Origin of the sequence: Stenotrophomonas sp. CFBP 13724 (assembly GCF_014841975.1) — a bacterium.
GTDB lineage: Bacteria > Pseudomonadota > Gammaproteobacteria > Xanthomonadales > Xanthomonadaceae > Stenotrophomonas > Stenotrophomonas lacuserhaii.
Genome location: NZ_JACYUW010000001.1, coordinates 2167445 through 2179928, shown reverse-complemented (window position 1 = coordinate 2179928; position 12484 = coordinate 2167445). Strand labels below are relative to the sequence as shown.

Sequence of the window (12484 nt, the reverse complement as noted above, 5' to 3'; positions counted from 1 at the left end):
GCGCGAGCCCACGGTTTCCTGCCAGCGCCCGGCGGGGCTGCCGCACGGCACCGTGACGTCCGGCCTATTCCGCTAGGTTGAACTTCGCACTAGTGTTCACTTCAACGTAGTGGAGATGCCGCCATGGTCGATGAAGAGATCCAGCTGAAGAAGTTCCAGAAGGAGCTCAGTGCGGGGACCGTGTCGCTGGCGCTGATGGCGGTGTTGGCCAAGGCACCGGAGCCGCTGTACGGCTACCTGATCGCCAAGGAACTGGAGCAGGTGGGTGAGGGCGTACTGAGTGGCAAGCAGAGCGCCCTGTACCCGGTGCTGCGCAACCTGGAAGGGGCCGGCCTGCTGGAAAGCCACGTGGAGCCTTCCACCAGCGGCCCACCGCGACGCTACTACCGCATCACCGAGCAGGGACGTGCCGTGCTGGAGCAGTGGATCCAGGCCTGGCGTGCCACCCGCGATTCCGTCGATTCCGTTCTGGAGGGCGTACTGCAATGAACATCGAGCACACCATGGGCAGGACCCTGCCGGCGACCATTCCCGATTACCTGGCGCAGTTGCGCGCCGCGCTGCACGATGCCGATCCGGCGATGGTCCAGGACGCGCTGTACGACGCCGAGGAGTACCTGCGTTCGGAACTGGCCGCGCAGCCGGGGCGCAGCGAGGGCGAGGTGATCGCCGACGTGGCCGGCAGCTACGGCGCGCCGGACGAGGTGGCCGACATCTACCGTGAAACCGAGCTGACGGTGAACCGCGCGCTGCGTACGCCGAAGACGCCGCTCGGAACACGTGTTGCGATCACCCCTGCACTGGGCAGCGGCTTCGATGCGGTGCCACCGGCGGCCGGCGTGGCGGCATCCGGTCCGGCCCTCCCGGATCCGCCGCCGTCGCCACCGCGTTCGCTGGCGGCGCGATTCTTCGGCGTGGTAGTGGATCCGCACACCTACGGCGCGCTGTTCTACATGCTGCTTTCGCTGGCCACGGGCACCTTCTTCTTCAGCTGGGTGGTCACCGGCCTGTCGCTGTCGCTGGGCCTGCTGATCCTGATCATCGGTGTACCGGTGGCGGTGCTGTTCTTCGGCTCGATACGCGGGCTGTCGTTGCTGGAGGGAAGGCTGGTGGAGGCACTGCTGGGCGAACGCATGCCGCGTCGTCCGCGCTTCAGCGACCGCAGCCGCAGCTGGCTGCAGCGGATCGGCGACATGTTCACCGACGGCCGCACCTGGCTGACCCTGCTGTACTTCGTGCTGATGCTACCGCTGGGCATCGCCTACTTCACCGTGGCGACGACGTTGCTGGCGCTGTCACTCGCCTTGATCTGGTCGCCGGTGGCGGTGTGGTTCCCGGGTGCCTATACCGGCGTGACCATCAACGGTTTGCCGCTGCTGGAAGGGGCTTGGGCAACGCCGCTGCTGGCCCTGGCTGGCGGGCTGCTGCTGTTCGGCACGCTGCACCTGGCGCGGGCGGTCGGCCGCATGCACGGCACCTTGGCCAAGCACCTGCTGGTGCGGTTGTAAGGACGGCGGTAGTGACGGCCGCTGGCCGTCACCCCGCTGCGCTCGGCGAGCGCGCAGCGCGGCCTGTGTCAGCCACCACGATGCCGGATCGAAAAGCCGCCGAGCATGGCTCGGCGCTACCTTGGTTCAACGGTAGTGACGGCCGCTGGCCGTCAGCACCAACGCGGGCTGTCAGCTGGTTTTCCGCCGCAACGGGGTGACGTTGCTCTTCTTCTTCGGCTTCGCCGAGGCCGGTGCTTCGGCATTGGCGGCGAAGAAATCGCGCACCTTCGGGTACACCACTTCGCGCCAGCGACGGCCGCTGAAGATGCCGTAATGGCCGGCGCCTTCGACGATGAAATGCTCGCGGCGGTCCTCGGCGATGCCCGTGCACAGCGACTGCGCCGCTTCGGTCTGGCCGAGGCCGGCGATATCGTCCAGTTCGCCTTCGATGCTCAACAGCGCGGTATCGCGGATGGCCGAAGGATCGACCTTCTCACCCTTGATGTACCACTCGCCGCGCGGCAGCAGGAAATCCTGGAACACCACGCTGATCGTATCCAGGTAGTACTTGGCGGGCATGTCCAGCACCGCGTTGTACTCGTCGTAGAAGCGACGGTGCGCGTCGGCGTCTTCCAGGTCGCCCTTGACCAGGTCGGCATAGAAATCCCAGTGCGAGCTGAAATGCCGGCTGGGGTTCATCGACAGGAAGCCGGCGTGCTGCAGGAAGCCCGGATACACGCGGCGGCCGGCGCCGGGGTAGCTCGGCGGCACGGTGTGGATGACGTTGTTTTCGAACCACGACAGCGGGTTCTGGGTAGCCAGGTTGTTCACGGCCGTCGGGCTGCAGCGCGCATCGATCGGACCGCCCATCATCACCAGCGACTTCGGCGTCGGTTCACCGCGGCTGGCCATCAGCGAAACCGCAGCCAGTACCGGTACGGTGGGCTGGCACACGCTCACCACGTGCAGGCGCTCAACGCCGAGGTGGCGGATGAACGCCTGGATGTACTCCACGTAATCATCCAGCCCGAACTCGCCTTCGCTGCCCGGCACCATGCGTGCGTCGACCCAATCGGTCACGTACACGCGGTGGTCGCGCAGCAGGGTGCGCACGGTATCGCGCAGCAGCGTGGCGTGGTGGCCGGACAACGGCGCCACCACCAGCACGAACGGCTGGTTGAGCATGGTGTGCAGCTGGTCGGCTTCGTTGCTGTGGCGCTTGAAGCGCAGCAGCTTGCAGAACGGCTTGCTGACCTCTTCATGGACCACGATCGGCACGCGCTCGCCGTCCACGTCGATCTCGTTGATGCCCCACTCGGGCTTCTCGTAATCCTTGCCCAGGCGATGGAACAGCTCGTTCATCGCCGCCAGGCGATCGGCACCGGGCATCTGCCCCCACCAGTGGCCGGCATTGTTGAAGAAGTGGGCATTTGCCTGGGCCTGGTGGACCCAGGGGGCCAACAGATTACGGGTCAATTCGTGAAGCTGGTAGAGCATATCGACTCAATATGTATGGTCATATGTTGCCGTGCAGCATACCTGATCAGGCGCAGCGGAATATTAATTGGGGTCGCAGATCCGGCAGTGGCCAGTTCAGGCCTTTTCCAGCGCTGCGGCCTCCTGGCCCAGTGAAGCGCCCAACCAGCAGTGCGACCCGATCGGGGTCAGGCCGTGTTTGCCCAGTTCGCGCCGGTACCAGCGTGCCGGGCGCGGGTGGAAGCCTTCGTGGTCCCCGTCGAAGTCGTCCTCGGCGGCGAAGGTCTCCAGGAAGGCGACGCCCCCGGTCAGCTCGCCGATGCCGGCCAGGCCGGCACGCAGCTCGCGGTCGGGCACGTAATGCATCACATCCGAGCAGATCAGCAGGTCCACCGGCGCGCACGGCCGCAGCCAGGCGAAGTCGCCGAAGCTGGCCGGGTGCAGGTTGCGGGTGCGACCGTAGCGGGTGATCGCATAGTCGCTGCTGTCAAAGCCCAGGTAGCTCAGCTTCGGGCGCAGCTTCAGCAGCGGCGCGCGCCATGCGCCTTCGCCGCAGCCGATGTCCAGCACGCTGCGGATCGGGCGTTCCAGGTAGTACTCGGCGCTTGCCACGGCCAAGGCGACCTTGCGCGCCAGCCGCGCGCTGCCGCCGATATCGGCGCGGCGGTACCAGTGCTGGAAATAAGCGGCGTCGTAGGTCTTGTGCATGTACGTGACTCTGCGCATCGGTGAAAATGGTGCTCATCCTACGCCAGCCGCTGGAGCGAGCACATGCAGTCCTACTTCTGGGTCAAGACCTTCCACCTGGTGTTTGTGGTGGCCTGGATGGCGACGGTGTTCTACCTGCCGCGCATCCTGGTCAACATCGCCGAGACGGCAGGACAGGCGGCCGTGAGTGAACGCCTGCAGTTGATGGGGCTGCGGCTGTACCGCTTCGGCCACAGCATGTTCGGCCTGGCCTTCGTACTGGGACTGGTGCTGTGGCTCGGCTACCGCGTCATCCCGGATTTCCCGACCATGGTGGCAGCAGGCGGCGCCGGCTGGCTGCACGCCAAGCTGGGCTTGGTGGTGGTGCTGCTGGGGTATTTCATCTGGATCGGGCGGCTGCTGAAAGGCGTGGCCAAGGGCCGCGCGCTGCCGTCTTCGCGCGCGCTGCGCTGGATCAATGAGATCCCGCTGCTGGCCTTCATCCCGATCGTATGGCTGGTACTGGCCAAGCCGTTCTGAGCCACGCTGGGTAGCGCGGGCGCGCGGGCGCGCCGGTAGCGCCGGTAGCGCCGAGCCATGCTCGGCGAGCGCGAAGCGCGGCCTGCGTCCGGCATCGAGGTGCCTGATCGGAGAGCCGCCGAGCATGGCTCGGCGCTACCAGCCGCATCGAGGTGTTTGATCGGAGAGCCGCCGAGCATGGCTCGGTGCTACCAAGCGCATCGAGGTGCCTTATCGGAGAGCCGCCGAGCATGGCTATGCCGGTCGGCCTGACCGGCACCCTGCGGGCCGTCGCAAGCGACGTTGGCGCGGCTCCTGCCGCTGCCTTCGACGCTGCCAGGGCCGCGCGTTACGCGGCATCGTAGGTGCCGTAGCTGCGCAGGCGCGTGTAGCGCTTGGCCAGCAGTTCGTCGGTCGGCAGGTCCTGCAGCGCATCCAGCTCGTTGATCAGCACGGCTTTCAGGCGCTTGGCCATCTGCAGCGGGTTGCGGTGTGCGCCGCCGGTCGGCTCGCGCACCACTTTGTCGATCAGGCCCAGGCCCTTCAGGCGCGGGGCGGTCAGCCCCAGCTGTTCGGCGGCGTCCTTGGCCTTGCTGGCGTCCTTCCACAGGATCGAGGCGCAGCCTTCCGGGCTGATCGTCGAATACACGCTGTATTCCAGCATGATGGTGCGGTCGCCCACACCCAGCGCCAGCGCGCCGCCGGAGCCGCCCTCGCCGATCACCGTGCAGATCACCGGCACCTTCAGCTCGGCCATCTCCATCAGGTTGCGCGCAATGGCTTCGGACTGGCCACGCGATTCAGCATCGATGCCCGGCCAGGCACCGGCGGTGTCGATCAGGGTCAGCACCGGCAGGCCGAAACGCTCGGCCATCTTCATCAGGCGCAGTGCCTTGCGGTAGCCCTCCGGCTTGGGCATGCCGAAGTTGCGCTTGATCTTTTCCTTGGTGTCGCGGCCCTTCTGGTGGCCGATCACCATGACCGCGCGGCCATTGATGCGGGCCAGGCCGCCCATGATCGCCTTGTCGTCGGCGAAGGCACGGTCGCCGGCCAGCTCCTGGAATTCGTCGAACATCAGGTGCAGGTAATCCTGCGTGTACGGACGCGAGGGATGGCGGGCCAGCTGCAGCACCTGCCATGAGGTCAGGTTGCGGAAGATCTGCGCGGTGCGCGTGCGCAGCTTGCCCCGCAGGGCCGTTACTTCGGCTTCAACGTTGACCGCCGGGCCGGCGCTGGCGCTGCGCAGCTCCTGGATCTTGGCTTCCAGGTCGGCGATGGGTTGCTCGAAGTCGAGGTAGTTCGGATTCATCGGAAGCCGTCGTATGAATGTAAGGGGGGAAGTTTAGCCGAATGCGTGCGGATGCCCCGTACGCCGTCGTCTGGTCAGCTCGCCCACGGCGGGCTGTAGCGCACCTTCAGCGTCCGCACCGCGGGGTCGGCGCGCAGGGCCTGGATCAGCTTGGAATCGATGCGTACGGCGCTTTCACCGCCCACGTCCAACATCCCCGCCAGCGACCCTTCCGGGTCCTTCAGCAGCAGGTCCAGGCGCAGTGGCGTGCGGCCCGGGCGATGGCGGTCGAGCAGCGCATTGACGCGCTCCCAGACCGGCCGTTCGCGGCGCAGGTCCACGCGCAGCGACAGCCGCGTGGCGTAGTTCGCGCAGACCTCGTCGAAGTCCCAGCACTGGCGGATACGCAGGGCGAAGCCGCCATTGAACTCGTCCTCGCGCAGACCGCCCTTGACCACCAGGATGCGGTCCTTGGTCATCAGGTGGCCGAACTCGGCCATCGCATCGGAAAACGCACTGCACTCGACCCGGCCGCGGCCGTCCTCAAGCTGGATGAAGATCTGGCTTTCGCCCTTGCGGCGCACCCCGACGACCTGGCCCGCCAGCACGGTCTGCACTTCTGGACGCCAGCGCTTTTCGCCCCCGCCGCCCCCGCCGCTGGCGGCACTCCAGATCTTCTCGACCGCGCCGAGATCGGTGCCGACCAGGTCGCGCACGTCGTCGCGATGCGGATCGAAAGGGTGTCCGCTGAGGTAGAAGCCCAGCGTATCGCGCTCACCGGTCAGGCGCTGCAGGAGCGGCCATTCGTCAGTTTCCTGCAGTTCCAGGTGGATCGCCGGTGCATTCGGATCCGGGCCGCCGAACAGCGAGTTCTGGCCGGACGCGCGCTCGCGCGCCATCTGCTCGGTCGCCTTGATCACTTCGGGCAGCTGCAGGGCCAGCGAGGCACGATTGCGCCCCAGCTCATCCAGCGCACCGCAGTTGATCATCGCTTCCAGCGTGCGGCGGTTGAGCTTGGCCGAACCGATGCGCGTGCAGAAATCCAGCAGGTCGGTATAGGGCCCGTTCTGCAGGCGCTCGTCGACCACCGCTTCGCAGGCGCCCTGGCCGACGCCCTTGATCGCGCCCAGACCGTACTGGATGGTGTCCGGCGTGGCCGCTTCGAACATGTAGGCGGACTGGTTGACCTTCGGCGGCAGCACGGTCAGGCCGAGGTTGCGCACCTCGTCCAGGAAGCCGACCACCTTCTCGGTATTGTCCATGTCCGAAGACAGCGTGGCGGCCATGAACTCGGCGGGGTAATGCCGTTTCAGCCAGGCCGTCTGGTAGCTGACCAGTGCGTAGGCGGCGGCGTGGGATTTGTTGAAACCGTAGCCGGCGAACTTCTCCATCAGGTCGAAGATCGCATCGGCCTTGGCCTCGCCGACACCGTCCTTGGCCGCGCCTTCGCGGAAGATCTCGCGGTGCTTGGCCATCTCGGCCGGCACCTTCTTGCCCATCGCACGACGCAGCAGGTCGGCGCCGCCCAGCGAGTATCCGCCGACGATCTGCGCCATCTGCATCACCTGTTCCTGGTACACCATGATGCCGTAGGTGTCGCGCAGGATGCGCTCGGTGCGCGGATCGGGGTATTCCACGTCTTCGCGCCCATGCTTGCGGTCGACGAAGGAAGGAATCAGGTCCATCGGGCCGGGGCGGTACAGCGAAACCAGCGCGATCAGGTCTTCGAAGCGGTCGGGCTTGGCGTCCTTCAGCAGGCGGCGCATGCCGGAGGATTCGAACTGGAACACCGCGCCTGTGTTGCCCGAAGCGAAGATGTCCTTGTAGGTGGGGGCGTCGTCCAGCGGCAGCTGGGTGATGTCCACCGGCGGGATGCCGGCGCGCTCATGGCGCTTGTTGATCGCCTTCACCGCCCAGTCAATGATGGTCAGCGTGCGCAGGCCGAGGAAGTCGAACTTCACCAGGCCGATTTCTTCCACGTCGTTCTTGTCGAACTGGGTGACCGGGTTGCGGCCGATACCGTTCTCGTCATGCTCGGCAAACAGCGGGCAGAACTCGGCCAGTGGCTCCGGCGCGATGACCACGCCACCGGCGTGCTTGCCGGCGTTGCGGGTCAGGTCTTCCAGCTGCCGGGCCAGGTCGATCAGGTCGCGGACATCGTCCTCGCTCTGGTAGCGCTGGATCAGCTCCGGCGAGGCCATCTCGCTGTCCTTGCCTTCGCCCATTGCATCCTTCAGCGAAATGCCCAGGATGTTGGGGATCAGCTTGGCCACGCTGTCCACCAGGCCGTACGGGAAGCCCAGCACGCGTCCGCAGTCGCGCACCACGGCCTTGGCCGCCATGGTGCCGTAGGTGATGATCTGGCTGACCCGTTCGCGTCCGTATTTGCGCGCCACGTAGTCGATGACTTCGTCGCGGCGGTCCATGCAGAAGTCGATGTCGAAGTCGGGCATCGACACGCGTTCGGGATTGAGGAAGCGCTCGAACAGCAGGTTGTAGGGCAGGGGGTCCAGGTCGGTGATCTGCAGCGCCCAGGCCACCAGCGACCCGGCACCGGAACCACGGCCCGGGCCGATCGGGATGCCCTGGTTCTTGCCCCACTGGATGAAGTCGGCCACGATCAGGAAGTAGCCGGGGAAGCCCATCTTGATGATGGTATCCAGCTCGAATTCCAGGCGGTCGCTGTAGTCCTGCAAGGTCATGCCAGGCGCTACGGGATTCTTCTCCATGCGCAGCGCCAGGCCCTTGCGCGCTTCGCTGCGGATCCAGCTGTCCAGCGTCTCGTCGTCGGGCACCGGGTAGTTGGGCAGGAAGTAGGTGCCCAGCCGCATTTCGATGTTGCAGCGCTCGGCCAGTGCGCGGGTGTTGTCGATCGCATCGGGGATGTCGGCGAACAGCGCGCACATCTCTTCGGACGACTTCAGGTACTGCTGGTCACTGTAGTCACGCGGACGCTTGGGATCATCCAGCACGCGGCCGGAGGCGATGCACACGCGCGCTTCGTGGGCGCTGAAATCAGTGGGCTGCAGGAAGCGCACATCGTTGCTGGCGATGACCGGCAGGCCGCGCTGGCCGGCCGCCATCAGCGCGAACTGGTTGAACGCCTCTTCGCCTTCGCGCCCGGTGCGGGTCAGTTCCAGGTGCAGGCCATCGCCGAACACGCGCTGCCAGTCGGCCAGTTGTTGTTCGGCGAGGTCGTGCTTGCCGGCGGCGGCGAGGCGGCCTGCCAGGCTGTCGCGGCCACTGAGTGCGAACAGGTTCTGGCAGCCGGCTTTCAGCCATTCAGGGTGTACGGCCACGCCGCCTTCCGGGCGATGGCCTTCCATCCACGCACGCGTCAGCAGGCGCGACAGGCTGAGGTAGCCCTCGCGGTCACGGCACAGCAGGGTCATCCGCCAGGGATCCTGGCCTTCCTCGGCGATCATCACGTCGGCGCCGGCAATGGGCTTGATGCCCACGCCTTCGGCGGCCTTGTAGAACTTGACCAGCGCGAACAGGTTGTTCAGGTCGGTGACGGCCAGTGCGGGCAGGCCAAGTTCGACCGCGCGCGACAGCAGGTTGGCCTGTTTGGCCTTCTTCGGGTCAGCCTGTTCCGGTTTCGCCGGCACGCGGATGGTGGAATCCGCCAGCGAGAATTCGGTGTGGACGTGGAGATGGACGAAACGGGAGTTGGACATGCCGGACCAGGTTGGAGCGCACCGGCCCCGGGAGCAGGCGTAGGAACGGCCGCCGGGGTCGCAGGTGCGCAGGAGTGCGTGCTCAGGGTAGCGGCGAGGGCCTGTACGGACAAGGTCTTGACGTGGGGGTGTAGTTGTCACGCTGCGCGTGGGCTTAGAAGCCAGGGCGAGAGCCGGAGCCAGAGCTGCAGGGCTGCTTGTTGGCGGGGCGGGGCGGGGCGGGTTGGCGGGGGACGGCAACTACCGCATCCTGCGGGCCTCGTTTCGCGCCATCCATGGCGCTCAACGCCCCCGCCAACCCACCCCGCCCCGCCTTCGACAGGTCCATGGCGGCCATGGACAGAGCAGGGGTTGGACGGGTGGGAGAAACATGGGGTCAGAGTCCTTTCGCGCAGCGAAAGGACTCTGACCCCTGCCTTTGTTCTTTTTTTTCATTACGCGGCTGGCGGCCCCCGGAACCTGTCAGAGGGGCGGGCGGGGAGGGTGTGCGGGGCCTTGAGCGGCAGGAGCCGCGAAGAGCTACATGGACGTACTTGCGCGTGCCCCGCATAGCCTCCCCGCCCGACCCACTCAACGCTGTGGCTTCAAACAGCAGCCACCCGCGAGGGGGTCTCACCCGTTCGACCCACTCACAGCGCCAGCGCCATCTCCACAGGAGCAGCAACCGGCACCGCCAGACACTCCCGCACCGGGGCGAAACTGCGCCGATGCTCCTCGCACGGGCCGTGCGCGCGCAACGCCGACAGGTGCGCCGGCGTGCCATACCCTTTGTGCTGGTCGAAGCCGAAATGCGGGTACTGCGCATGTACCTGCTGCATGTACCGGTCGCGGCTGACCTTGGCCAGGATCGAGGCGGCCATGATCGCGCGGTCGATGGCATCGCCACCGATCAGCGCCTCGCCCGGCAACGCCAGGCCCTTGGGCACCACGTTGCCATCGATGCGGGCCAGTTCGGCCACGTGGGCGACAGCAGCCACCACATCGCGCATGCCCTGCAGCGTGGCCTGGTAGATGTTCAGCCGGTCCACGGTGGGCGCATCCACCAGCACCACATGGAAGGCCAGTGCGCGGTCGACGATGCGGTCGTACAACTGCTCGCGACGGGCGGCAGTCAGCTGTTTGGAATCGTCCAGCCCATTGATGCGTGGCCGTGCCGGATCAAACACCACGGCGGCGACCGCGACAGGACCGGCCAACGGACCGCGGCCGGCTTCGTCGACACCGGCGATACGCCGCACTACCACGGGGGCCGGTCCGGCCGCGCCGAACAGCGCCAGCGTGGCAGCGGCAGCGACGCGACGGCTCACGGGGCCACCGCTCCGCGCTGGACCAGTTCGGCTACCGCGTCGGCCGCGCGCGCCGACGCATCGCGGCGCAACGCCCCGTGCAGCTGCTCGTAGGTCGCTTGCAGGTCGATGATCTTCTGCGGATGGTCGAACCACTGCTGGATCGCCGCGGCCAGCTTTTCCGGCACGCAGTCGTGCTGCATCAGTTCCGGCGCAAGATCCTTGTTGGCCAGGATGTTGGGCAGCGCATAGCGGTCCACTTTGAGCAGGCCCAGCGCCTTGACCAGGCGGTAGGTCAGCTCATTGACCCGGTAGCCCACCACCATCGGCCGCTTCACCAGCATCGCTTCCAGGGTGGCGGTACCGGAGGCGAGCACCACCACGTCGGCGGCGATCATCGCCGTGCGTGCCTGGCCATCCAGCACATGCGAATGCACCACCGGCAACGCCGAGCGCGACAATTGTTCATCGATCAGCGCACGGCAGGCCGCGTTTGCCGCCGGTACCACCACGTGCAGCCCGGGGATGCGCTCGAATACCTGCCAGGCCGCCTCGAAGAACGGTTCACCGAGCCGGCTGATTTCACCCAGCCGGCTGCCCGGCAGCACGGCCAGCACCTTGGCATTGGACGGCAGGCCCAGTGCCGCGCGCGCCTGCTCGCGGTCCACGTGCAGGGGAATGTCATCGGCCATCGGGTGGCCGACGAAACGCGCATCGATGCCGTGCCGGGCATAGATCGGCGGTTCCATCGGAAACAGGCACAGCACCAGGTCGGCGCTGGCGCCTATCTTCTCGGCACGCTTCTCACGCCAGGCCCAGACCGAGGGGCTGACGTAGTGCACCGTGCGGATGCCACGCTGCTTCAACCAGCGCTCCACGGGCAGGTTGAAATCGGGTGCGTCGATGCCGATGAACACGTCCGGCTGCCACTCCAGCGCGCGCTGGCGGAACTGCGCGCGCAGCTTCAGCAGGCGTGGCAGGTGCCGCAGCACTTCGGTCAGGCCCATCACTGCCAGTTCGCTGGCATCGAACCAGGTCTGGCAGCCCGCGCCGCGCATGCCGTCGCCGCCGATGCCGGCGAACTCGGCGTTCGGGAAACGCGCCCTGAGTTCGCTCACCAACCCTGCACCCAGCAGGTCGCCGGAGGCTTCGCCGGCCACCAGTGCAACGCGCAGCGGCCGCGGATCCACGTGCGCCGGCAAGCTGGCGTTGTGCACGCGAAGCGGGATGACCGCAGCGGTCGGCGGCAGCGGCGCAGGACTCATCGCAGCAGCGGCCGCTCGGCCTGCTCGATGAACGCCAGCAGCTCGGCCACGTCTTCGCTGCTGCGGGCCTGTTCGGCCAGCTGAACCTTGGCTTCGGCCAAAGGCAGGCCGGCCACATACAGGGTGCGGTAAGCGCGCTTGATGCTGGCGATGCGCTCGGCGTCGAAACCGCGGCGCTTCAGGCCTTCGCTGTTGATGCCACGCGGGCGGCCGAGCGAATCACTGCCCACCATGGTGAATGGCGGCACGTCGCCATTGGTCAACGCGCCCATGCCAAGGAACGCATGCGCGCCGATGCGGCAGAACTGGTGCGCACCGGCGAAGCCGCTGATGATCACGTGGTCGCCCACGGTCACATGGCCAGCCAACGTGGTGTTGTTGGAAAACACGCAGTGGTTGCCCACGTGGCAGTCATGCGCCACATGCGTATAGGCCAGCATCCAGTTGTCATTGCCCACGGTGGTGATGCCGCCGCCGCCGCCGGTTCCGCGGTTGAGGGTGACGAACTCACGGAATACGTTGCGGTCGCCGATCACCAGTTCGGTGCGTTCGCCGGCGTACTTCTTGTCCTGCGGCTCGCCGCCCACCGCCACATGGCCGATGAAACGGTTGTCGCGCCCGATCCGGGTGGGACCATGCACGCTGCAATGCGGTCCGATCTCGGTGTTCTCGCCGATTTCAACATCGGCACCGATCAGGGTGAAGGCGCCCACGCGGACCCCGTCGGCGAGCTTCGCCGACGGATCGATTGCCGCCGTGGGGTGGATCAACGGAGCGTGTCCGCTCATCGGTGGTC

The 12484-nt window shown here is 66.8% G+C and carries 10 protein-coding genes; 3 read left to right on the top strand and 7 right to left on the bottom strand.

Going from position 1 to position 12484, the window contains the following annotated elements:
* The first annotated feature begins 123 nt into the window (after window positions 1-123).
* Together IFT63_RS09710 and IFT63_RS09705 are read left to right on the top strand one after the other, a co-directional pair.
* Window positions 124-489 carry a PadR family transcriptional regulator gene (locus tag IFT63_RS09710; protein WP_042615292.1) on the top strand — a complete coding sequence of 122 codons (366 nt, stop codon included), beginning with the start codon at window positions 124-126 and terminating at the stop codon, window positions 487-489.
* Window positions 486-1508 (top strand): sensor domain-containing protein, encoded by a 1023-nt coding sequence (locus IFT63_RS09705; RefSeq protein WP_192083959.1) that lies wholly within the window; start codon window positions 486-488, stop codon window positions 1506-1508. Before IFT63_RS09710 ends, IFT63_RS09705 begins: the two co-directional genes overlap by 4 nt.
* A gap of 171 nt (window positions 1509-1679) precedes the next feature.
* Here the strand turns inward: IFT63_RS09705 and phaZ are convergent, their stop codons facing one another.
* Together phaZ and IFT63_RS09695 are read right to left on the bottom strand one after the other, a co-directional pair.
* A complete protein-coding gene (gene phaZ / locus IFT63_RS09700; RefSeq protein ID WP_192083958.1) occupies window positions 1680-2987 on the bottom strand; it encodes a polyhydroxyalkanoate depolymerase in 1308 nt (435 codons plus the stop codon).
* Between the two features lie 96 nt (window positions 2988-3083).
* Window positions 3084-3674 carry a class I SAM-dependent methyltransferase gene (locus IFT63_RS09695; protein WP_042615289.1) on the bottom strand — a complete coding sequence of 197 codons (591 nt, stop codon included), beginning with the start codon at window positions 3672-3674 and terminating at the stop codon, window positions 3084-3086.
* Window positions 3675-3737: 63 nt separating this feature from the next.
* On the opposite strand from IFT63_RS09695, the gene IFT63_RS09690 reads away from it, so the two are divergent.
* The gene (locus IFT63_RS09690) at window positions 3738-4193 is read left to right on the top strand and encodes a CopD family protein (protein WP_192083957.1); all 456 of its coding nucleotides are present in this window, start codon (window positions 3738-3740) and stop codon (window positions 4191-4193) included.
* Between the two features lie 328 nt (window positions 4194-4521).
* Here IFT63_RS09690 and IFT63_RS09685 read toward each other — a convergent pair whose 3' ends face one another.
* The 5 genes from IFT63_RS09685 to lpxA form a co-directional block, all read right to left on the bottom strand.
* Window positions 4522-5481 carry an acetyl-CoA carboxylase carboxyltransferase subunit alpha gene (locus IFT63_RS09685; RefSeq protein WP_192083956.1) on the bottom strand — a complete coding sequence of 320 codons (960 nt, stop codon included), beginning with the start codon at window positions 5479-5481 and terminating at the stop codon, window positions 4522-4524.
* 74 nt (window positions 5482-5555) lie between these two features.
* Window positions 5556-9137, bottom strand: coding sequence for a DNA polymerase III subunit alpha (dnaE, locus tag IFT63_RS09680; protein ID WP_042615286.1), 3582 nt, complete (start codon window positions 9135-9137; stop codon window positions 5556-5558).
* Window positions 9138-9766: 629 nt separating this feature from the next.
* Window positions 9767-10444 carry a ribonuclease HII gene (locus tag IFT63_RS09675; protein WP_192083955.1) on the bottom strand — a complete coding sequence of 226 codons (678 nt, stop codon included), beginning with the start codon at window positions 10442-10444 and terminating at the stop codon, window positions 9767-9769.
* Entirely contained in the window at window positions 10441-11688 is a 1248-nt protein-coding gene (gene lpxB, locus IFT63_RS09670; protein ID WP_192083954.1) for a lipid-A-disaccharide synthase, read from the bottom strand. Before lpxB ends, IFT63_RS09675 begins: the two co-directional genes overlap by 4 nt.
* Window positions 11685-12476 carry an acyl-ACP--UDP-N-acetylglucosamine O-acyltransferase gene (gene lpxA / locus IFT63_RS09665; RefSeq protein ID WP_042613829.1) on the bottom strand — a complete coding sequence of 264 codons (792 nt, stop codon included), beginning with the start codon at window positions 12474-12476 and terminating at the stop codon, window positions 11685-11687. The genes lpxB and lpxA overlap by 4 nt, the downstream gene beginning before the upstream one ends.
* Window positions 12477-12484 lie beyond the last annotated feature (8 nt).

Coding starts and splice junctions, on each gene's coding strand:
- lpxB (WP_192083954.1), bottom strand. CDS start 11,688: ATGAGTCCTGCGCCGCTGCCGCCGACCGCTGCGGTCATCCCGCTTCGC.
- IFT63_RS09690 (WP_192083957.1), top strand. CDS start 3,738: ATGCAGTCCTACTTCTGGGTCAAGACCTTCCACCTGGTGTTTGTGGTG.
- IFT63_RS09705 (WP_192083959.1), top strand. CDS start 486: ATGAACATCGAGCACACCATGGGCAGGACCCTGCCGGCGACCATTCCC.
- dnaE (WP_042615286.1), bottom strand. CDS start 9,137: ATGTCCAACTCCCGTTTCGTCCATCTCCACGTCCACACCGAATTCTCG.
- phaZ (WP_192083958.1), bottom strand. CDS start 2,987: ATGCTCTACCAGCTTCACGAATTGACCCGTAATCTGTTGGCCCCCTGG.
- IFT63_RS09710 (WP_042615292.1), top strand. CDS start 124: ATGGTCGATGAAGAGATCCAGCTGAAGAAGTTCCAGAAGGAGCTCAGT.
- lpxA (WP_042613829.1), bottom strand. CDS start 12,476: ATGAGCGGACACGCTCCGTTGATCCACCCCACGGCGGCAATCGATCCG.
- IFT63_RS09695 (WP_042615289.1), bottom strand. CDS start 3,674: ATGCACAAGACCTACGACGCCGCTTATTTCCAGCACTGGTACCGCCGC.
- IFT63_RS09685 (WP_192083956.1), bottom strand. CDS start 5,481: ATGAATCCGAACTACCTCGACTTCGAGCAACCCATCGCCGACCTGGAA.